The 20,057-nt window shown below is 64.3% G+C and carries 17 protein-coding genes and 1 pseudogene; 8 read left to right on the top strand and 10 right to left on the bottom strand.

The window, feature by feature from the left end; all coding sequences use genetic code 11:
* The first annotated feature begins 8 nt into the window (after positions 1-8).
* Positions 9-1,343 (top strand): ABC transporter substrate-binding protein, encoded by a 1,335-nt coding sequence (locus AAE027_RS15525; protein ID WP_370985395.1) that lies wholly within the window; start codon positions 9-11, stop codon positions 1,341-1,343.
* 413 nt (positions 1,344-1,756) lie between these two features.
* A complete protein-coding gene (gene rnd / locus AAE027_RS15520) occupies positions 1,757-2,905 on the top strand; it encodes a ribonuclease D (RefSeq protein WP_370985397.1) in 1,149 nt (382 codons plus the stop codon).
* A gap of 183 nt (positions 2,906-3,088) precedes the next feature.
* On the opposite strand, the gene AAE027_RS15515 is transcribed toward rnd, so the two are convergent.
* The 5 genes from AAE027_RS15515 to AAE027_RS15495 form a co-directional block, all read right to left on the bottom strand.
* Positions 3,089-4,471: an aspartate aminotransferase family protein gene (locus AAE027_RS15515; RefSeq protein WP_370985398.1), complete on the bottom strand. Its 1,383-nt coding sequence runs from the start codon at positions 4,469-4,471 to the stop codon at positions 3,089-3,091.
* A 166-nt stretch (positions 4,472-4,637) separates the two neighbouring features.
* Positions 4,638-4,820 carry a hypothetical protein gene (locus AAE027_RS15510; RefSeq protein ID WP_370985487.1) on the bottom strand — a complete coding sequence of 61 codons (183 nt, stop codon included), beginning with the start codon at positions 4,818-4,820 and terminating at the stop codon, positions 4,638-4,640.
* 17 nt (positions 4,821-4,837) lie between these two features.
* On the bottom strand, positions 4,838-5,401 hold the full coding sequence (locus tag AAE027_RS15505) for a cysteine hydrolase family protein (protein ID WP_370985399.1): 564 nt from the start codon (positions 5,399-5,401) through the stop codon (positions 4,838-4,840).
* Positions 5,402-5,426: 25 nt separating this feature from the next.
* The gene (locus AAE027_RS15500) at positions 5,427-6,047 is read right to left on the bottom strand and encodes a GNAT family N-acetyltransferase (protein WP_091892890.1); all 621 of its coding nucleotides are present in this window, start codon (positions 6,045-6,047) and stop codon (positions 5,427-5,429) included.
* Positions 6,034-6,645 (bottom strand): hypothetical protein, encoded by a 612-nt coding sequence (locus AAE027_RS15495; protein ID WP_370985400.1) that lies wholly within the window; start codon positions 6,643-6,645, stop codon positions 6,034-6,036. Before AAE027_RS15495 ends, AAE027_RS15500 begins: the two co-directional genes overlap by 14 nt.
* A 77-nt stretch (positions 6,646-6,722) precedes the next feature.
* On the opposite strand from AAE027_RS15495, the gene AAE027_RS15490 reads away from it, so the two are divergent.
* The gene (locus AAE027_RS15490; protein WP_091892886.1) at positions 6,723-7,763 is read left to right on the top strand and encodes a LysR family transcriptional regulator; all 1,041 of its coding nucleotides are present in this window, start codon (positions 6,723-6,725) and stop codon (positions 7,761-7,763) included.
* A gap of 8 nt (positions 7,764-7,771) precedes the next feature.
* On the opposite strand, the gene AAE027_RS15485 is transcribed toward AAE027_RS15490, so the two are convergent.
* A complete protein-coding gene (locus tag AAE027_RS15485; RefSeq protein ID WP_370985402.1) occupies positions 7,772-8,950 on the bottom strand; it encodes an autotransporter outer membrane beta-barrel domain-containing protein in 1,179 nt (392 codons plus the stop codon).
* Between the two features lie 380 nt (positions 8,951-9,330).
* Here AAE027_RS15485 and AAE027_RS15480 point away from each other — a divergent pair, with 380 nt between their 5' ends.
* Entirely contained in the window at positions 9,331-9,537 is a 207-nt protein-coding gene (locus tag AAE027_RS15480) for a cold-shock protein (protein WP_008551638.1), read from the top strand.
* Between the two features lie 89 nt (positions 9,538-9,626).
* On the opposite strand, the gene purN is transcribed toward AAE027_RS15480, so the two are convergent.
* Both purN and purM read right to left on the bottom strand, forming a co-directional pair.
* Positions 9,627-10,280 carry a phosphoribosylglycinamide formyltransferase gene (purN, locus tag AAE027_RS15475; protein ID WP_370985403.1) on the bottom strand — a complete coding sequence of 218 codons (654 nt, stop codon included), beginning with the start codon at positions 10,278-10,280 and terminating at the stop codon, positions 9,627-9,629.
* Positions 10,280-11,353 carry a phosphoribosylformylglycinamidine cyclo-ligase gene (purM, locus tag AAE027_RS15470; protein WP_370985404.1) on the bottom strand — a complete coding sequence of 358 codons (1,074 nt, stop codon included), beginning with the start codon at positions 11,351-11,353 and terminating at the stop codon, positions 10,280-10,282. Before purM ends, purN begins: the two co-directional genes overlap by 1 nt.
* A gap of 154 nt (positions 11,354-11,507) precedes the next feature.
* On the opposite strand from purM, the gene AAE027_RS15465 reads away from it, so the two are divergent.
* The 4 genes from AAE027_RS15465 (at position 11,508) to ppx (ending at position 16,673) form a co-directional block, all read left to right on the top strand.
* Positions 11,508-12,050 (top strand): CDP-alcohol phosphatidyltransferase family protein, encoded by a 543-nt coding sequence (locus AAE027_RS15465; protein WP_091892878.1) that lies wholly within the window; start codon positions 11,508-11,510, stop codon positions 12,048-12,050.
* Between the two features lie 93 nt (positions 12,051-12,143).
* Positions 12,144-12,821: a P-loop NTPase family protein gene (locus AAE027_RS15460; protein ID WP_370985405.1), complete on the top strand. Its 678-nt coding sequence runs from the start codon at positions 12,144-12,146 to the stop codon at positions 12,819-12,821.
* A gap of 141 nt (positions 12,822-12,962) precedes the next feature.
* Positions 12,963-15,155, top strand: coding sequence for an RNA degradosome polyphosphate kinase (locus AAE027_RS15455; protein WP_176945841.1), 2,193 nt, complete (start codon positions 12,963-12,965; stop codon positions 15,153-15,155).
* A gap of 15 nt (positions 15,156-15,170) precedes the next feature.
* Positions 15,171-16,673 (top strand): exopolyphosphatase, encoded by a 1,503-nt coding sequence (ppx, locus tag AAE027_RS15450; RefSeq protein WP_370985406.1) that lies wholly within the window; start codon positions 15,171-15,173, stop codon positions 16,671-16,673.
* A 4-nt stretch (positions 16,674-16,677) separates the two neighbouring features.
* Here the strand turns inward: ppx and AAE027_RS15445 are convergent.
* Both AAE027_RS15445 and AAE027_RS15440 read right to left on the bottom strand, forming a co-directional pair.
* Positions 16,678-17,799: pseudogene (locus AAE027_RS15445) on the bottom strand (PepSY-associated TM helix domain-containing protein).
* A 159-nt stretch (positions 17,800-17,958) separates the two neighbouring features.
* A complete protein-coding gene (locus AAE027_RS15440) occupies positions 17,959-19,890 on the bottom strand; it encodes a TonB-dependent receptor (RefSeq protein WP_370985483.1) in 1,932 nt (643 codons plus the stop codon).
* Between the last annotated feature and the right edge of the window lie 167 nt (positions 19,891-20,057).

Genomic DNA, 20,057 nt, shown 5'->3' with positions numbered 1-20,057 from the left:
ATTTTCCGATGCTATTCTCCCGCAGGCTCATGCTCGGCCTTGCCATTGCAGGCACAATGGCCGGCGCCCTCGCCTTTCCGGCTCTCGCCGGCGAAGGCCCGACCGAGATCGATTTGTTCTTCCCCGTTCCCGTCGACGGCAAGCTCGCCCGCGACATGGGGACCTTGATCAAGGAGTTCAACGAGACCCATCCCGAGGTCAAGGCAACCGCCGTCTACACCGGCTCCTATGACGACACGCTGATCAAGACGCGCGCCGCGATCAAGGCCGGCAAGCCGCCGTCAGCCGTGATCATGTCGGCCAACTTCCTGCTCGACATGCAGATCGAGAACGAGCTCACCAATCTGGATTCTCTGATCGCCGCCGACGGCACCACCAAGGAAAAGTTCTTAGGCCAGTTCTTCCCGGCGCTGCAGGGCAACGCGGTGATCAACCGCTCGGTCTATGGCGTGCCCTTCCACAATTCGACGCCGCTGCTCTACATCAACGCCGACAAGGCCAAGGAAGCGGGCCTTGATCCGAGCAAGCCGCCGCAGACCTGGGCCGAGCTCACCGACTGGGCCAAGAAGCTCACCAGGCGCGAGGGCGACAAGGTCACCCAATGGGGCATCGCGATCCCCTGCGCCTACGACTATTGCGGCTGGATGATGGAAACGCTCACCATGTCCAATGGCGGGCGCTACTACAACGAGGAGTTCGGCGGCGAGGTCTATTACGACACGCCCTCGATGCTCGGCGCGCTCTCCTGGTGGAACGACCTCATCGCCAAGCACAAGGTGCATCCGCCCGGCGCCACCCCTGGCCCCGCCGTCAGCACCTCCTTCATCTCCGGCAACGCCGCGATGATGATGCTGTCCACGGGCTCGCTCACCTATGTGCGCGACAACGCCAAATTCAACTACAAGGTCGCCTTCATCCCGCGCAACGTCCGCAACGCGGTGCCGATCGGCGGCGCCTCGCTGATCATTCCGGCCGGCCTCGAAGCCGACAAGCAGAAGGCCGCCTGGACCCTGATCAAGTGGATGACCTCACCCGAGAAGAGCGCCTGGTGGAGCCGCGCCACCGGCTATTTCGCGCCCAACATGGCCGCCTACAAGACGCCTGACATGGTCGACTTCCTGAACAAGAACCCGGACGCCAAGACCGCCGTCGAGCAGCTCGACGTCGCAAAGCCCTGGTTCGCGACCTACAAGACCGTCCCGGTGCGCAAGAACCTCGAGGACGAGGTGATGCTGGTCCTCAACGGCAAGAAGCAGCCGAAGGAAGCCCTCGCCGCCGCCCAGAAGGCCGCCGACGAGACGCTCAAGCCGTACAACGCGGAGACGTCGCTGAAACTGCCGTAACGCCGGCAACTCATCGCGCAAACAAACTTCGGCGCTCCGCCATGCGGGGCGCCGAATTCGTTTCGACGGCCGCTGCCCGTTAACCTGCCGTCCACCATTCGCCCGGCCCCGCCGCCGGTAACCATTGGAATTAACAGACCCTCAACGCACCCCCGACAAATCTAGCAATGTTTCTGGAGATTCGCCGTGGATCTGATGGTTTTCGAGTTCCTGGGACTGGCTCTGGTCGCCATGTGCGTGCTCGTGGTGGCGCTGCCGTGCGCCCGGAAATCCTCGCAGCGGGTCCGCTACGAATAGGATTTTTGTCGGAAAAATGCGATTTCGGCCCAAATGCAAGCCTTGAATTCGCATCGAGCCCCTTGACATCACTGCACTTTCGGCAGAACGGCTGATGATCTCGTCATGGGCCGTTCATGGATTTGATTACCACCACTGCTGACCTCGCGGCTGCCTGCAGCCGGCTGGCCAAGCACCCCGTCATAACCGTCGATACCGAGTTTCTGCGCGAAACCACCTATTACCCGCTGTTGTGCGTGGTGCAGATGGCCAGCGCCAAGGAAGCCGTTGTCATCGACGCCCTGGCCGAGGGCATCGACCTCAAACCGTTCTTCGAGCTGATGGGCAACGAGGGCGTGCTGAAGGTCTTCCACGCCGCCCGCCAGGACATCGAGATCATCTGGCACCAGGCCGGCATCATCCCGCATCCGGTGTTCGACACCCAGGTCGCGGCCATGGTGCTCGGCTATGGCGACAGCATCGCCTATGACCAGCTGGTCGAGAAGGTCACCGGTCACCGCCCGGACAAGACCCACCGCTTCACCGACTGGTCGCGCCGGCCGCTCACCAAGGAGCAGATGCACTACGCGGTATCCGACGTCACCCACCTGCGCGACGTGTTCGCGGCGCTTGACGCCGACCTGAAGAAGCGCCGCCGCAGCGAATGGGTCTCCATCGAGATGGAGGTCTTGACCTCGCCCAGAACCTACGACTTCCACCCCGAGCGCGCCTGGGAGCGGCTGAAGACCCGGGTGCGCAAGCCGAAGGATCTCGCGGTACTGATGGAGGTCGCGGCCTGGCGCGAGCAGGAGGCGCAGAGCCGTGACGTGCCGCGCGGCCGCGTGCTGCGCGATGAAGCCATCAGCGACATCGCAACGCATGCGCCGACCACACTGGAGAAGCTCGCCCATCTGCGCTCGGTGCCGAAGGGGTTTGAGAAATCCAAATGGGGCGCTGACATCGTCGCCGCGGTCGAGCGCGGGCTGGCGCGGGATTTCTCGGCGCTGCCGAAGCTGGAGAAGCCGCGCAACAACTCCAATGGCGCCGCCATCGTCGAGCTGTTGAAGGTGCTGCTGCGCATGACCGCGGAGCGCCATGCAGTCGCCAGCAAGGTGATCGCCACCGTCGACCATCTCGAGGAGATTGCAGCCAGTGACGAGGCCGACGTGCCGGCCCTGCGCGGCTGGCGCCGCGAGCTGTTCGGCGATGCCGCGCTGAAGCTGAAGCGCGGCGAGCTGGCGCTCGCGATCGAAAAGGGCCGCGTGGTCGGGGTGCAGCGGGCGTAGGCGGTCCAAGTGCCTCCCCAATGTCGTCCTGGCGAAAGCCATGACCCATTACCCCTGGGAGGGGTTTGGCGAAGATTCGCCATTCGGTACTTCTACGAACTCCGATCGATAGATCACGCGGTATGGGTCCCGGCCTTCGCCGGGACGACACCGAAATTGTAGTGGACGACGCCGGTACGCCCCCTACCCCGGCGTCAGCTTCGCCACTTCCCCCTTCATGTCCTCCAGCACACCCGAGATCGCCGCGACCAGCTCGTCGATCTGGGCCTTGGTGGCGATCAGCGGCGGGCAGATGGCGATGGCATCGAGCATGTTGCGGGAGATCACGCCGCGCTCCTGCAGCATGCGGCTGGCGATGCCGCCGACGGCGCCGGGCGTAGCGGCTGCCGTCTTGCGCCCCTTGTCGAGCACGAGCTCGAGGGCCGCGATCATGCCGACACCGCGGACCTCGCCGACCAGCGGATGGCTGGCGAGCTCGCGCAGCTTGCCCTGCATATAGCTCCCCAGTTCGGCGGCATGCGCGACCAGGCCGCGCTCCTCGATGATCTTCAAATTCTCCAGCGCAATCGCCGAGCCGACGGGATGTCCGCCCGCGGTGAAGCCGTGGCCGAGCACGCCGATCTTGTTGCTCTCGTCCGCGATCGGCTCGAACACGCGATCGTTCAGCATGATCGCCGACAGCGGAAAATAGCTCGAAGTGATCTGCTTGGAGACCACCATCGCGTCCGGCTTGATGCCATAGGTCTCGCAGCCGAACATCTTGCCGGTGCGGCCGAAGCCGCAGATCACCTCGTCGGCGACCAGCAGGATGTCGTACTTTTTCAAGACCTTCTGGATCTTGTCCCAATAGGTCGCCGGCGGAACGATGACACCGCCCGCACCCATTACCGGCTCGCCGAAGAAGGCCGCGATCGTATCCGGGCCCTCCTTCTGGATCAGCGCGTCGAGTTCCTCGGCCCGGCGCGTCGCGAACGCCTCCTCGCTCTCGCCCGGCGCGCCGTCCTTGTAGAAATGCGGCGAGCCCGTGTGCAGGATGTTCGGCAGCGGCAGGTCGAACGAGCGGTGATTGTTCGGCAGGCCCGTGAGGCTGGCCGAGGCGATGGTGACGCCGTGATAGGCGCGAAGGCGGCTGATCACCTTCTTGCGCTGGGGCTGGCCGAGCGCGTTGGAGCGATAGGCGATCAGCTTCAGGACTGTATCGTTCGCTTCTGAGCCGGAATTGGTGAAGAACACCTTGCTCATCGGCACCGGCGCGAGTGCGACCAGCTTCTCGGCGAGGTCGATCGAGGGCCCGTGCGATTTGGCGGAGAACGTGTGATAGAACGGCAGCGCCTGCATCTGCTTGTGCGCGGCGTCGACCAGACGCTTCTCGTTGAAGCCGAGCCCGACGCTCCACAGGCCTGCCATCGCCTCGAAATAGCGCTTGCCCGCAGCATCGAACACGTAGGGACCCTCGCCGCGCTCGATCACGAGGGGACCGGCCTGCTGATGGGTGCGCGCGTTGGTGTAGGGATGGAGCTGATAGGCCACATCCCGGGCCTCTTGCGAATTCGGCAGCATGGTCATTTGCAGGGATCCCTAAAGTCGTGACGTCGCCGGCACACAGCCAGCGTCATCACTTGATGATCAAGCCACTTGGCTATTGCGATGGGACAAAGCTTGCAACGCCAATTCGTCGGCAGCAAGCGCTCAGCAGCGTTGCACAAAGCCGCATATCGGGATGGGACGGCTCTCAGGCCGCGTCGTCGTCATCCCCATCGTCAGCGGCGGCGGCCTCCCTCACCTCAACGAGCGCCATCGAGAGCAGATAGACCGTCGTGGGCAAGCCGACGCGGCGCGCCGTCTCGACGGCACGCAACAAATCGCTTGCCAGCTCCTTGAGCTGTTCTCCCCGTGACAATGTCTCGACCCCCACCCGCCGATCGCGGCCGCCTACACCGCAACGGCGCCGCTGGTTCTGATCAGTTCGGCGCTGGAATGGATCGTAGCAAAATTCCCGATGACATTCACTACTGCTCGCTTGTAGGCGGCGGCATCACCCGTGCCCGGCTGCCGGCAGGCCACGGCGTCAGCGACCACCTCGTAGCGATGGCTGCGGTGAAACCCGTCCACGGCGGTGGCCAGGATGGTCTCGTCCAGGGAAAACCCGGCCAGCACGCAGCGCACATTGTGGATATTGGACATGTAGTCCACAAACCGCGACGAGCTGTAGGCCGACGGCAGCGGATGCTCAAACGTCATTTCTCCCGGACGCGGCTTCGCCTCCGCGATCCAATCGGTCAGCCTGGATGCCGGATTGAACCAGGCCGCCTGCGCGATGCGCTTCAAATGCATCACCGGCCAGAGATTGCTGCGCCACAGCGTCAGCAGTCCCAGGCAGCGCTCGGTGGCGGCATCGCCGTCGAGGATGACGTGGCGGCGCCCAGGGGTCAGATATTCGACCTGGAGGTCCGCGCAGACCAGGATCGGCGGATCATCGTGGATGGAAACCGGCATTATCTTGCGCGCAGTTGCACCTGTTTCAGCGATCGGCGAGCGCGAGATCCCGCAGCGGCGAGGTCACCGCCCGCCCCGCCGAGGCGTCGAGTACGCCCGGCCGGTCCCAATCGCCTTCGGGCCGGATGATCACATAGGGATCGCTGTCCAGCGTGATGGCGTCCGGCCCCGGCTCGATCTCCAGCAGCATCTCCGTGTAGGAGAAATCCGAGAAGGTGATCTTGCGGTTGTGGCCTAGCGGCTTGGCACCGAAATGGGCCCAGAAATCGACCAGCCGGTCCTGCGCCTGGCCGTAGATCTTGCGGAAGCCCTTGCGCTTCACATAATCGACGCTCGCCTGCACCAGCTTGAACGAGACGCGCGAGCGCCGGTACTGGTGACGCACCGCGAGCCGCTCCACCTTGGCGAAATCGCCGAAGAAACGCACCCGCAGGCAGCCCGCGGGCTCGTTGCCGACGAAGCCGATGAAATGCGCGGCGACCATGTCGTTGCCGTCGAACTCCTCCTCGAACGGACAATCCTGCTCGGCGAGGTAGACCGCAGAGCGGATCGCGGTGACCAACATCAGATCGCTGGGATCGCGCGCAAGACGGATGGTGATGGCGCGGGAGTCGGGCTTGGCGAGAGGAATTCTAGTACCGTGCATCTGCAAAACTCCTTGCTTGGATGATCGCATCCGGCATGCGCATCGGCTGGCGATGCCAGGGGCGCTCGTAGCACCAGAGGTCGGGTTGGAAGCTTGGGACAGGCACAAAGCCGGTCGCCTTCATGATGTCGCGTCCGGCCACGGTTGACGGCTGCGCATAGCAATCGGCGCCGCGAAACCTTAGCTGTCGCAGATGAGCCGCGGCCTTGCCGAGACCCGCGATACCGCGCCCCGTCGTCGCGATCGCCCAGATGTAGATGGCCGCAACGTCGTCTTTCGCGGACGCGAGATAGCGCGTCTCGGGCGCGGTGAGGCAGATCTCGTCGAGCAGCAGCGCATCGTGCCCGCGATCGTTTAGGAACAGGAAGGCCATGCCGCCGAGCAGATGGCCCTTCCGGCTGAAAGTCAGGATGCTCTGAGGATCGAAGGTGAAATATCTTGCAAGCTCTGCTGAACCGATCTGCACGCCCGGCACCAGGCGATGCGCCATTTCCGAAAGCGCGGCGATTTCGGAAAATTGCGCGCAACGAACGTCCACGTCCGGGCTCAGCGGCAGCGCGTCGAAATCATGCCTTGCGGCAAACGAGCCTCTTTCCATACCGAGATCGCCCCTCTATCGTTTGCGGCTTTCGTACCCCGCTATGAGGACGAGCTTAGCGGTTGGGGACCAAGAGTATGCAGCAGTTATTGCACCGGGGTGCTGCGATGATGCAGCACCGTGAAGAAGTCCTGGGTGCGTCCTGGGACGATTTGAAGCTGTTTTTAGCATGCGCAAAATATAAAAGTTTTCGCAACGCGGCCGAAGAGCTCGGCCTCACCTCCACCACCTTGATGCGCCGGATCGACCGGCTCGAAGAGAGTATCGGCTGCAAGCTGTTCCTGCGCGACCAGAGCGGGCTCACGCTCAGCGACGAAGGCACCGCGATGATCGCCGACGTCGCGCATATGGAGCGTCACGCCTTCAACGTCTTCCGTCGCGCCTCGCGTTCGTCGAACGACACCGCGGGCACCGTGCGCGTCGCGGTGACGGAGGGGCCCGGCAATTTCTGGATCCTGCCGCGGCTGATCGATTTCCAGAAGACCTATCGAAGGATCACCGTCGATCTGCGCTGCGCGATGGAGCAGGCCGACGTCGCGCGGCTTGAATCCGACATCGCGATCCAGCTCGAGCCACCGACCAATCCGGATCTGATCGTCGCCAAGCTGGGCCGGCTGCACATCTATCCATTCGTCTCCAAGGAGTACGAGGACCTCTACGGCGTGCCGGCAACGCTCGCCGACCTCAAGAACCACCGCATCATCAAGCAGAGCGCGCCGCAGGTCGATGACGGCGCCTACGCCCGCGTGCTCGGGCTGAAGTCGTTGGAAGGCGTCGTCGGGATCAAGACCAACTCCTCGGTCGGCGTGCTCTATGCCGTCGAGCGCGGCGCCGGCATCGGCTTCCTGCCGACGGTGTCGATCGCGCTCGGTGCGCCGCTCGTTGCCGTCGATCTCGGCGTCAGCCACCACGCCGATCTCTGGCTCACCTATCACAAGGAGTTTCGCACCTCCGAGCGGCACAAGATCGTGGTCGACTGGCTGAAGAAGATCTTCGATCCCAAGACCTATCCCTGCTTCCGCGACGAGTTCATCCATCCGAACGCGTTGGTGCCGATGATGACGGCCGCGCGCGAGGGTTTTGGGCTGACGGGCTATGCCGCGGCAACGCCGGCGTAAGTTTCAGCTCACCATTTATATTCGAAGCCGACCGTGCCCTGGTGCGAGGTGAGCTCGTTGCGGAACTTGCCGTCGTAATTGACGTAGAGCCGCGCGACGCTGGTCAGGTTGAGCGAGGCCGAGGCGCCGGCATCCATGCCGTAGCGACTCTCGCCGATGCCGGGGACGACGATGCTCTGGGTCCCCAGGCTGACCTGGACCGATCCGAGGTCCTGGTGGAAATTGTCGACGAACTTGCCGTAGGCGGACAGGTCGAGGATTTTCTGGTCGATGATGAAGTAGCGGCCGATCTCGGCCCCGATCATGACGCGCGCGCGCGACAGCGCCGTCGCGCCGACGTTGAGCGGATCGAGGCCGCCGGCCTCCTGGAACGCCGCGCTGGTGGCGCGCACATATTCGAGCGCGCCCTTGGGCACGATGCGCATCTGGTCCTTGGTCCAGTAATAGCTGATCTCGGTCAGCGCACCATCGACCGCGGCGCGATAGCCCGCGCTCGCAAGGCCGAAGCCGGTGTCGCGGCTGGAACGGACCTTGCCGAAACCGTGCACCACCGCAAAGGCCCAGGTCCAGGGCCCCTTGTCGATGGAGCCGTTGAGGCCGACCTGGGTCAGGTCGAGTGTCGCCGACTGGAGCGCCAGCGGCACGTCGATGTCGGTGTGGCTCTGGTCGACCGAAAAGCCGATATTGACACCCGGTGCGAGCCGCGCGCCGATGCCGGCGACACCGCCAAAGGTCTTGCGCTTGTCGCCGAGAAAGTCGCCTTGCGCATCGGTGCGGACCGAAATGCCGTAACCCTCGAACCAGGTGCGGTAGCGCGGATCTTCGGTGCTCGCCGATGCGCCGCCGCCGCCGGGATTGGTGCGGGATGCCCGGTTGATGCCGCTCGATGCCTGATTGCCGAGGCGCTCCAGGAAACCTGAGCCGAGATTGAGCGTGCTGTTGCCGGCCGACTGGTCGTAATTGGTCGAGGTCGGCATCGGAACCGGGGTCGGCGACGGCGTGGGTGTCGGGGTCGGCGTGGGCGTCGGCCTCGGACTTTGCGCGAGGACGGGCGTCGCCGCCGACACCGTCACGATGAGCGCAAACGTCATAAGGGCAAAGATAGTGGCGACCGCTGCCGCGACGCGGCGGATGCGGCTCAGCCCGACAGTCTGCCGTGTCCCTGGTGGCTGCGCGGTGCAGCGCATGACGACAAATCCCAAAGCAAATGGCGGCGCGCAAAAATGCAACAGGAGCGGCGCACGCATAAGCTGATTTGCGCCGAACTGTTACGGAGGGTCAACCAGCTGACGCCTCCTGACGAGGGGGATTGCTCCTGATTGTGGTTCCCGGGCCACAGGTCGAAAATTGCACTCGAGCGTGTCCGGTGCGATCTTGAAATTCGCACCCTGCTTGCTAACGCGCGCTTTTCATGTTGCAATATTGGCCACAATCGGAATTGGCCGCTCGGCTGTGCGTTTCGCGACATTAAGACTCAAGACTCGAACAGACTTCCGGAAGCCCGTTTGTGGCGTGGCACGCGAAAAAGCGGCCGCGTCTTTTTTCTATCTAGTGGAGGAGATTAGCGATGCCGCAAAAGGGCACCGTCAAATGGTTCAACCCGACCAAGGGCTATGGGTTCATCAAGCCGAACGGCGGCGACAAGGACGTGTTCGTCCACATCTCCGCCGTCGAGCGCGCCGGACTCTCGACCCTCAACGAGAACCAGGTGGTTGAATACGACCTCGTGGAGAACCGCGGCAAATCATCCGCGGAGAACCTCAAGGTCTCCTGATTTCTCTCAAAGCTACGCGCGAGAGATCATGACGTTGCCCCCGGCTCTGCCGGGGGATTTTGTTTGGGAAGTCGAAAAGCGACGTCGCTTCAGCTCACCACCGGCGCAACCAAAAAATTCTCCGACGCAGAGCTGCCCGCCGTTCTGCACACCTCGCCGTCGATCCGGACCCTGCCGGCCGCGAGCAGCCGCAGCGCCTCGGGATAGATGCGGTGCTCGACTTCGAGGATGCGCTCCGAGAGCGTGTCCGACGTATCGTTGTCGCTGACGGGAACCGCGCCCTGCATCACGATCGGTCCGGCATCGGTCTCGGGGATCACGAAGTGGACCGTCGCGCCGGACAGCTTGACGCCTGCACGCAAGGCCTGGCCGTGCGGGTCGAGACCGGGGAAGGATGGCAGCAGCGAGGGATGGATGTTGAGCATCCGCCCGTACCAGGCCCGAGTGAACTCCGCCGTGAACAGGCGCATGAAGCCGCCCAGACAAATCAGCTCGATGCCGTGCCGGTCGAGCGCGGCCTGCAGCACCTTCTCAAAACCTGCGCGGTCCTTGCCGAACGGCTTGCTCTCGATCACCTCGGTTGTCACGCCGCTCGCCCTGGCCCGTTCGAGTCCCAGTGCATCGGCCTTGTTCGAGATGACCAGCGAAATCTCTGCCGGAAAATCCGCGGCAGCCGCTGCCTTGATCAACGCAGCCATGTTGGAGCCGCGGCCCGAGATCAGGATGGCGACGCGGCGCTTCATCACAGCGCCAGGTCGAGGTGGCCGTTATAGACGACGCGGTGCTCGCCTTCGGCCGGGATCACGGTGCCGAGCTGCGCCACGGTCTCGCCGGCATCGGTGAAGACCTTGACCACCTTGTCGACCTGGTCAGGCTCAACGATCGCGATCATGCCGATGCCGCAATTGAAGGTGCGCAGCATTTCCAGCTCGGCGATGCCGGCCTGCGCGGCCAGCCATTTGAACACCGGCAGCACCAGCAGCTGTGCAAGGTCGATGCCGACGCCGAGGTGCTTCGGCAGCACGCGCGGAATGTTGTCGGTGAAACCGCCGCCGGTGATGTGGGCGAGCCCCTTCACCGCGCCGGTCTCGCGGATCGCACGCAGGCAGGATTTGACGTAGAGCCGCGTCGGCGTCAGCAGCGCGCCACCCAGCGTCATCACGGGCGCGAACGGCGCCTGCGCCTCGAAGCCGAGACCGGATTGTTCCACGATCTTGCGCACCAGCGAGAAGCCGTTGGAATGCACGCCCGACGATGCGAGCCCGATCACCGCATCGCCCGCCGCGATGTCCTTGCGCGGCAGCAGCGTGCCGCGCTCGACGGCGCCGACGGCAAAGCCGCCGAGATCATAATCGCCGTCCTTGTAGAGGCCGGGCATCTCGGCCGTTTCACCGCCGATCAGGGCGCAGCCGGATTCGCGGCAGCCCTCCGCAACGCCCGCGACGATCGCGGCGGTGGCCTCCGGATCGAGCTTGCCGCACGCGAAATAGTCCAGGAAGAACAGTGGCTCGGCGCCCTGGACCACGAGGTCGTTGACGCTCATGGCGACGAGGTCGATGCCGATGCCGCCATGCAGGCCGGTCTCGATCGCGATCTTGACCTTGGTGCCGACGCCGTCGGTCGCAGCAACCAGGACGGGGTCCTTGAAACCGGCCGCCTTGAGGTCGAACAGGCCGCCGAAACCGCCGATCTCGGCGTCGGCGCCGGGCCGTGCGGTGGCGCGCACCATCGGCTTGATCAGGTCGACGAGGCGGTTGCCGGCGTCGATGTCGACGCCTGAATCGGCGTAAGTGAGGCCGTTTTTGCGGTCGGTCATGCCCGATTTCCAGTGGGTTTGCGGCTGGTTACGTCGAATTCCGGGGACGCGCAATGGCTCGCATGGCGCCCCGCCCTATACTATGTAGATATCAACCGGTTCAGCCTCCGAGGGGGCCGGATCTGAGGTCAATCCGGGTGCCGGGAAGCGCCGCGTGAGTATTCCGAACATCATTACCCTGGGCCGCATCATGCTGGTCCCGATCATCGTCTGGGCCATCGTGTCGAGCCAAATGGAGGTGGCGTTCGCGGTCTTCCTGATCGCCGGTATTAGCGACGCCGTCGACGGCTTCCTGGCCAAGCGCTTCAACATGACAAGCGAGCTTGGCGCCCTGCTCGATCCGCTTGCCGACAAGGCGCTGCTGGTCTCGATCTACATGGCGCTCGGCATCTGGGGGGCGATTCCGCGCTGGATTGTCATCCTCGTGGTCTCGCGCGACATCATGATCGTCGCCGCCGTGATCGTATCCTGGCTGTTCGACCGGCCGGTCGAGATGAAGCCCTCGAAGGTGTCCAAGCTCAACACTGTGGCCCAAGTGGCGTTCGCGGCCTTGGTGCTGGCCGCACTTGCCTTCGGCTTCAAGCCGCAACCCTATGATATGATCCTGATGGGCCTCGTCACGGTTTTCACGCTCTCCTCGGTGTCGCTCTATCTCGTCGAGTGGCTGCGGCACATGAGCACGATCGAGGCCAAATGAGTTGGGATGCGGCCCCGTAAAAGGCCAACTCCCGCTCGATCAAGTCGAATCTTTTCCAACGAGGCCGGCGCGCCGGCATGGAGCAAGGCAAGCGTGGCAGGCCGCGTTCATCCCCGACAATTGGCGTTTTCGCTTCCGCATGCGGAAAGTCTCAGCCGGGACAATTTCCTCGAGGGCCCGGCCAACGCGGCCGGCCTCGGCCTGATCGACGCCTGGCCGGAATGGCCGAACCGGATCATGTGGCTGGCCGGCCCCGAAGGCAGCGGCAAGAGCCATCTCGCCGCGATCTGGGCTGAGGAGGCTGGCGCCCGCTCGACCACAGCCAATGCCCTGACCGCCGCAGCGGTCCCGGGCGCGCTCGCCACCGGGGCGCTAGTGGTCGAGGATCTCAAGGCGAAAGAATTTGACGAGCGCGCCCTCTTCCACCTGATGAACCTCGCCCGTGAGGATGGCGCCTACGTCCTCTTCACCGGGCGCGAGGTCCCGGCATCGCTCGAGATCGAGCTTCGCGACCTGCGCTCGCGCCTGCGCGCCGTGCCGGCGGTCGCGCTGCTGCCGCCCGACGACCAGCTTTTCCGTGGCCTGATCGTCAAATTCTGCGCCGACCGTCAACTCACGGTGGATGAGAGCGTGGTCAGCTACCTCGCCACCCGCCTGGAGCGGTCCTCGGCCGCCGCCCGGCGGGCTGTGGAATTGCTCGACAGCGAGGCCCTGCGACTTGGGCGCCCCGTCACCCGGGCGCTGGCCGCCGAGCTGCTTCGGGACGCCTGACCGGCCCCCGCCTCCGAGGCCGCTTGACGCGGCGGAGCGGCGGAACATCAATGTCATCGAAACGTCATCGCTCTAACACATGCTCCCGCCGGTTTTGCGCGTAAGTCGCAAATTGGGGTGAACTGGATGGATCGACTTCTCATGGACTCTGCGCAAGCCGTTGAAATCAAAGAAAAACCCCCGGAAACCGAGGGCCTGCCGGCGATCGCTTCCAGCCCCGAGCGATTCATCAACCGCGAGCTGTCCTGGCTGCATTTCAACCGCCGCGTCCTGGAGGAATCGGTCAATCCCAGTCACCCCATGCTGGAGCGGGTGCGATTCCTGTCGATTTCAGCGAATAACCTCGACGAGTTCTTCATGGTCCGCGTCGCCGGCATCAAGGCCCAGGTGCGCGAGGGCATTGCCGAGCGCGCCCCCGATGGCCTCACGCCGTCGGAGCAGCTCGCGCTGATCAACCGCACCGTGTCCGAGCTTGCCTCCGACCAGCAGGCGATCTGGCGCGACCTGCGCGGCACGCTCGCCGATGTCGGCATCGTGCTGGTTGAGGGCAAGGACGTCACCAAGGCGGAGCGGAGCTGGATCGAGGACTACTTCCTCAACAACGTGTTCCCGCTGCTGACGCCGCTCGCAATCGATCCGGCCCACCCTTTCCCGTTCATCCCGAGCCTCGGCTTCACCATCGCGCTTCAGCTCACGCGCGCCGCCGACGGCAAGCAGATGAACGCGCTGATCCGCATGCCCGGCAAGATCGACCGCTTCATCCGCCTACCAGCCGAAGGCAGGGCCGTCCGGCTGATTTCGCTGGAACAGGCGACCGCCCTGTTCATCAACCGCCTCTTCCCCGGATACAATCTGCGCGGCCAGGGCGCCTTCCGAATCATCCGCGACTCCGAGCTCGAAATCGAGGAAGAGGCGGAAGACCTGGTCCGCCTGTTCGAGACCGCGCTGAAGCGTCGCCGCCGCGGCTCGGTGATCCGGCTCGAGATCGACGCCAAGATGCCCGAGGAATTGCGGAGCTTCGTCCAGCACGCGCTGTCGGCCGCCGACGACGAGGTGTTCTTGGTCGATGGCGTGCTCGCCATGAACGAGCTTTCGCAGCTCACCCGCATCGACCGTCCCGACCTCGAATTCACCCCCTACGTGCCGCGCCATCCCGAGCGGGTGCGCGAGCATGCCGGCGACGTCTTCGCGGCGATCCGGCAGAAGGACCTCGTCGTCCATCATCCCTATGAATCCTTCGACGTGGTGGTGCAGTTCCTGCAGCAGGCCGCGCGCGACCCAGATGTGGTCGCGATCAAGCAGACGCTATACCGCACCTCCAACAACTCGCCGATCGTGCGCGCGCTCGCCGAAGCCGCTGAGGCCGGCAAGTCGGTGACCGCGCTGATCGAGCTGAAGGCGCGCTTCGACGAAGAGGCCAACATCCGCTGGGCGCGCGACCTCGAGCGCGCCGGCGTGCAGGTCGTCTACGGCTTCCTCGAACTGAAGACGCATGCAAAGCTCTCGATGGTGGTGCGCCGCGAGGGCGGCAGCCTCACGACCTACGTCCATACCGGCACCGGCAACTATCACTCGGTGACCGCGCGCATCTACACCGACCTCTCCTACTTCACCTCGGATCCGACCATCGGCCGCGACGCGGCGCGTGTGTTCAATTTCATCACCGGCTATGCCGCGCCGAGCGATCTGGAGAAGATGGCGGTGTCGCCATTGACCTTGCGCAAGCGCATCATCGAGCACATCCAGGGCGAGACCGCGCATGCACGGCACGGGCGGCACGGCGCGGTCTGGATGAAGATGAACGCGCTTGTCGACCCCGACATCATCGACGCGCTCTACGAGGCCTCACAGGCCGGCGTCCAGGTCGAGTTGGTGGTGCGCGGCATCTGCTGCCTCAGGCCCGGAATTCCCGGCCTGTCGGAGAACATCCGCGTCAAGTCGATCATCGGACGCTTCCTGGAACACGGCCGAATCTACTGCTTCGGCATGGGCCAGGGCCTGCCGAGCGCGAAAGCGGCTGTGTATATCTCCTCGGCCGACATGATGCCGCGCAACCTCGACCGCCGCGTCGAGGTGCTGTGTCCGCTGCAAAATCCCACGGTGCATCAGCAGGTTCTCGAACAGATCATGGTCGCGAATCTGAAGGATAATGAGCAGAGCTGGCAATTGTTGCCGGACGGGTCCTCAACGCGTATGAAGGCCGCGAAGGGCGAGGAGCCTTTCAACGTCCACAACTACTTCATGACAAATCCGAGTCTGTCTGGCCGTGGAAAGTCGCTCAAGGAATCCTCGCCGCGCCGTCTCACGCGCCGGAATGAACGTCATCCATCCTGATCCCGGATTTTCGACGTGAAGCGGCCGCGCAAGCGCGGCTCCAGCGTCGCGGTCATCGATATCGGTTCCAACTCGGTCCGTCTCGTCGTCTACGAGGCGCTGGCGCGCAGCCTCATTCCAATCTTCAACGAGAAGACGCTGTGCGGCCTCGGACGCGAGGTGCAGAGCACGGGCCTGCTCGCGCCCGACGCCGTCGACAAGGCGCTGACCTCGCTCAAGCGTTTTCGGGCGCTGTGCCGCGTGATGCAGGTCGGGCGCGTGTTCGCGATTGCGACCGCCGCCTGCCGCGACGCTTCCAACGGCCCCGACTTCATCGCGAAGGCCGAGCGCATCTGCGCCGTGAAGATCGAGATCCTGTCGGGCCAGCGCGAAGCGCGGCTGTCGGCCCTCGGCGTGATCTCCGGCATCCATTATCCCGACGGCATCGTCGGCGATCTCGGCGGCGGCTCGCTCGAGCTGATCGACGTGCGCAGGAACAGCGTACGCAGCGGCGTGACGCTGCCGCTCGGCGGGCTCGCGCTCCAGGACCTCGCGCACAAATCGCTCAAGCGCGCCGACCGCATCGTCCGCGAAGCGATCGACGAGGTGCCGCAGCTAGCCGCGGGCCGCGGCCGCACCTTCTACGCGGTCGGCGGCACCTGGCGCGCGCTCGCGCGCATCCACATCATCCAGAGCGGCTATCCGCTCCAGGTGATGCACGGCTATTCGATTCCGGCGGCCGAGGCGCTCGACTTCTCGCGGCGTCTGCGCCGGCTTGCGGCCGCCGACATGCTGGCCGACATCGAGATCGTTGCTGATGCGCGCCGCCCGCTCCTCACCTATGCGGCACTGGTGCTCGAGCACATCATCCGCGTGGCGAAGCCGAAAACCATCGTGTTCTCGACCTTCGGCGTGCGCGAGGGCCTGCTGCACGAGAAGCTGCCGGAGTCCGAACGCAACAAGGACGGGCTGATCTGCGCCGCAGAGGAGCTCAACCAGCTGCTGTCGCGTTCGGCGAAGCACGCCCGCGAGCTGATCGCCTGGACCGACCGCCTCGCGCGCGTCGTGAAGCTGCGCGAGACCGAAGAGGATCGCCGCCTGCGCCACACCGCGTGTCTGCTCTCCGACATCGGCTGGCGCGTGCATCCTGATCATCGTGGCGAGCAGACGCTGAGCCTCGTCGTCAACGGCAATTTCGGCGCGATCACCCATACCGAGCGCGCGTTCATCGGCCTGTCGGTGTTCTACCGCTATGCGGGCCTGAGCGAGGAAAACCAGCCGCCGGCCACCATGCAGAGCCTGCTGACGCCGGCGCAGCTCGAGCGTGCACGCCTCTTGGGCGCTGCGTTCCGCGTCGCGCACCTGATCTCGGCGGCGCGGCCGGGTGTGCTGCCCGCCACACATTTCCGCAGCGGGAGCCGCAAGCTGATGCTGGTGTTCGAGCACCGCCTCGTCGATCTCGTCGCCGACCGCGTCGGCAGCCGCTTCCGCCAGCTCGCCCGCCTGATGGGCCGCGCCGGCTCGATCGTGAGGCGGTAACCAGCTAGCCGGTCCTCACCCTTCCGGGACGTCTTTTGAGCCACATGATCAGGCCGCTGACCAACAGGGCGAGAGGCGCGAATCCGGCCGCGAAAACCAACAGGCGTCCTGCGAGTCCGAACGCCGCGCCGTTGTGAAGCCAGAGCTGTTCGGCCAGATAGCGGTCCCCCATCGACATGGCGACCGGACTGCGGTCGTGCACCACTGCGCCACTCCATGGATCGAGCCAGATCGCCCCCCGTGCCCGCACGGCGGGATCAGCACCGTCGGGACGAAACTGCACGCGCCAGGTGTTGCGCGTTGCGGTCGGCGGATTGAACATAGCGATCGCAACGCCGGGCTTGGCCGCCTGCGCTAGTCGCGCGATCGCATCGGCTGGGAGCAGTGGCGTCTCTGCCGAAGGCGGCATTTCGACCCGTGGCGAGCGATCAGGCGTCGTTTGCGACAGAAGGCCAACGATGGGGCGCACCACGTCGGGAAATACGATGCCGACGCCGGTGATTGAGATCACCAAGAGCACGAGCAGTGCCCAAAAGCCGGCCGCGCTATGAAAGTCCAGAACAAATCGAAACAGCGAGACGTTCTTGCGCACCGAGACCGATCGCCAGAAAAGACCCGGCCTCGGCCACCACAGGACCAGGCCCGATATGGCCAAACCGAGCAGCACGAACCCGGCCACGCCGACCAGCTCCTTGCCCCACCACTCATAGAGCAGCAGCGTGTAGTGGAGACGATAGACCTTGAGGGCGAACGCGTTGACGTAGTCACGCCGCCCGAGCACGTTTCCGTTCGAAGGATCGACCATGGTCGTCCAACGGTTCGGGTAGCGGCCAGGCGCGGTTTCATGCGTATGTATCACGATCCAGACCGGCTAGGTCCGATCCGGCGCCAGGATCGTGGCAATCGGCGCTGGATCCGCCGCCGCGGCGGCGCGCATCACTTCCGATAAAGTGACTTTTTGCTCCGGACCTGCGGGAGTATAGAGCGCAGGATTCAGGGCAACATCGATCTCCCGGTAGAAGACAATGAAGCTTCCGGTGAGGCCTATCAGCACCACGACGAGGCCGAAGATCAATCCGAGCCATCGGTGAGCCCACAGCAGCGTGTGCCGCGCGCGCCCGGGCATCATTCGGGATCGGGCGGGCGCGGAGCCGTCCTGTCGCGGCGCCCTGATTCTTTCGTCCATTCAGAGCACCCGTCGTCTGCGCCTGATCGTGGCTCCGCGTCTGGCCTCGGTGACGTAAGGAACGCGCATCGTCGTTGCGCGCATCAAAGCCGACCCGGTTCAGAAATCCGTCGACATCGACAATAGCAGGGTTCGCGGCGTGCCTTGCGCCAATGCGGAGAAGCTCGCCACGCCAGCCCAGTAGTTGGTATCGAATACATTCTGGACCAGGGCCCGGAGCGTGACCGGCCGGTTATTGATGCGCGTGGTGTAGCGCGCACCTAGATCGAGCCTGGTCCAGGCCGGAATAACTTGCGTGTTTGCCCCATCCAGATATTGGTGCCCGGTGTAGATGGTGTTTGCGACCAGCGTCAGTCCGGGTGCGAACGGGGTGTCCCATTCGGCGGATAGATTGGCCTGCACCTGAGGCACGCCGATCGGCGTCTTGCCGAGATTGGCCAGCGTGCTCGTCTTCGTCAGCTCCGCGTCGATCAACGTCACGCCGCCAAGCACGCGAATGCCCGGCTGCACTTCTCCAAACACGGTGAATTCCACGCCGCGATTGCGCTGTTCGGCGTCAGCCCTGAAGACCTTATCTGCCCCCGGCTGTCCCGACGGCTTGGTGATCTCGAACAGGCTGATCGTAGTCGCGAGCATCCCGAAGTCGATCTTGACGCCGGCTTCCTTCTGCTTGCTGAAGTACGGCGCCAGGACCTCTCCTTGATTGCTCGCCGTCGTCGGTGCGATGTCGCCCTTGCTGAGCCCTTCGATGTAGTTGGCGTACAGCGAAACGTTGCTCCAGGGCTTGACGACCAGGCCGACCATCGGCGTGAGCGCCGTCTGGTCGTAGGCGGAGGTAACGGCGCCCGTGGTGGTGTTGTAGTTGTTGGACTTGACGCCCTGTTGCCTGACGCCGACGGTCAGCTGAAGGCGCTCCTGGAAAACCGACATGGTGTCGGCCAGCGCAAGACCGGTCAGCTCCGTATCCGACAGTTTCGGTACAGACGCGGGAGCCGGAACGAGCTGCTCGGGACGGGCGATCGGCGCATAGATGTTGGACAACACCGGCGTCCCGGATACGGAGCCGCGCGAGATCTGATCCGTGTAGTAGCTGCCCTGGAAGGTCACGGCGTGACTGATCGCGGCTGTTTCGAGCCGGGCACGCACACCGGCATCGGCCACGTTCCTGTCGATATCGAATTTGAAATGCCCCGGCGTCGAAGTCGTGTTGCCTGCCGCGTTCAGGATCGTCGGCGTCCCAAACAGACGATCGACCTGGGTCCTGCCACCACCGCCGTCGGCGAACACCGTCACGGAATCTGTCACATCGTATTCGGCGCGTCCCAGCAGCGAATTGTCGTGAACCTTGGCCCATTCCCAGGCCTGCGTGACATTGCGCCGCCCGACCGGCGCTGTCGGAACCGCGACGCCTGTTGCGACCAGAAACGGCCTCGTGGGCGCGTCGAACTTTTCCTCCTGATCGATGAAGTCGAGCGAAGCTCTGAACTTCTCGCCGCGATAGTCGAACGCTGCGGCGCCGACATGCGCCTCCCGGGTCTGGTTGTCGAGCGGTGTATCGCCATTGTGATAGCTACCATTGACGCGAATGCCGAATTCGCGGTTCTCGCCGAACCGTCGGCTCACGTCGAGATGCGTGCCGAGCTGGGTGTTTGTCGTGTAGTCGGTCGTGACCCGGGTGAGATCGACATCCCCAGCACGTTTTGGAACGATGTTGATGGTGCCCCCGACGCTGCTGTTTGGCGCCATGCCGTAAAGCAGCGCCGTCGGGCCCTTGATGATTTCGATGCGCTCCACGTAATCGGTGAACACCCGATAATTCGGTGCAACGCCATAGACGCCGTTGAAGGCAATTTCTCCGACATTCCCCTCCCCGATCGGAAAGCCGCGGATGAAGAAGGAGTCGAGAATGCCACCGGTCTGACCGGTGAAACGGACCGAAGGATCGTTGCTGACGACGTCGGCGACCGTGGTGGCCTGTTGATCTTCAATCTTCTTCGCCGTGTAGCTCGTGATGTTGAACGGCGTATCCATGAAATCCTTGTTGCCCAGCAAGCCGACCTGGCCGCCGCGGGCGACTTGCCCGCCTGCGTAGGACGGCGGAAGTGCGCTCGGCCTCGCAGCCGTGGGGGTTGCTTCCGCCTGCAACTTGGCCCGCTCATTCGCAGGCGCGCTACGGCCCGCCCTTCGGCCTGGATTGG

Source organism: Bradyrhizobium sp. DN3 (assembly GCF_041357655.1).
GTDB lineage: Bacteria > Pseudomonadota > Alphaproteobacteria > Rhizobiales > Xanthobacteraceae > Bradyrhizobium.
Note: the sequence above shows the minus strand (reverse complement) of the source record. Positions and strands in the feature narration are given on the sequence as shown.

Excerpts from the sequence above, each read along its gene's own strand:
- AAE027_RS15525 (WP_370985395.1), top strand. The coding sequence starts at position 9 with ATGCTATTCTCCCGCAGGCTCATGCTCGGCCTTGCCATTGCAGGCACA.
- rnd (WP_370985397.1), top strand. The coding sequence starts at position 1,757 with ATGGATTTGATTACCACCACTGCTGACCTCGCGGCTGCCTGCAGCCGG.
- AAE027_RS15515 (WP_370985398.1), bottom strand. The coding sequence starts at position 4,471 with ATGACCATGCTGCCGAATTCGCAAGAGGCCCGGGATGTGGCCTATCAG.
- AAE027_RS15505 (WP_370985399.1), bottom strand. The coding sequence starts at position 5,401 with ATGCCGGTTTCCATCCACGATGATCCGCCGATCCTGGTCTGCGCGGAC.
- AAE027_RS15500 (WP_091892890.1), bottom strand. The coding sequence starts at position 6,047 with ATGCACGGTACTAGAATTCCTCTCGCCAAGCCCGACTCCCGCGCCATC.
- AAE027_RS15495 (WP_370985400.1), bottom strand. The coding sequence starts at position 6,645 with ATGGAAAGAGGCTCGTTTGCCGCAAGGCATGATTTCGACGCGCTGCCG.
- AAE027_RS15490 (WP_091892886.1), top strand. The coding sequence starts at position 6,723 with ATGCAGCAGTTATTGCACCGGGGTGCTGCGATGATGCAGCACCGTGAA.
- AAE027_RS15485 (WP_370985402.1), bottom strand. The coding sequence starts at position 8,950 with ATGCGCTGCACCGCGCAGCCACCAGGGACACGGCAGACTGTCGGGCTG.
- AAE027_RS15480 (WP_008551638.1), top strand. The coding sequence starts at position 9,331 with ATGCCGCAAAAGGGCACCGTCAAATGGTTCAACCCGACCAAGGGCTAT.
- purN (WP_370985403.1), bottom strand. The coding sequence starts at position 10,280 with ATGAAGCGCCGCGTCGCCATCCTGATCTCGGGCCGCGGCTCCAACATG.
- purM (WP_370985404.1), bottom strand. The coding sequence starts at position 11,353 with ATGACCGACCGCAAAAACGGCCTCACTTACGCCGATTCAGGCGTCGAC.
- AAE027_RS15455 (WP_176945841.1), top strand. The coding sequence starts at position 12,963 with ATGGACTCTGCGCAAGCCGTTGAAATCAAAGAAAAACCCCCGGAAACC.
- AAE027_RS15440 (WP_370985483.1), bottom strand. The coding sequence starts at position 19,890 with ATGGATACGCCGTTCAACATCACGAGCTACACGGCGAAGAAGATTGAA.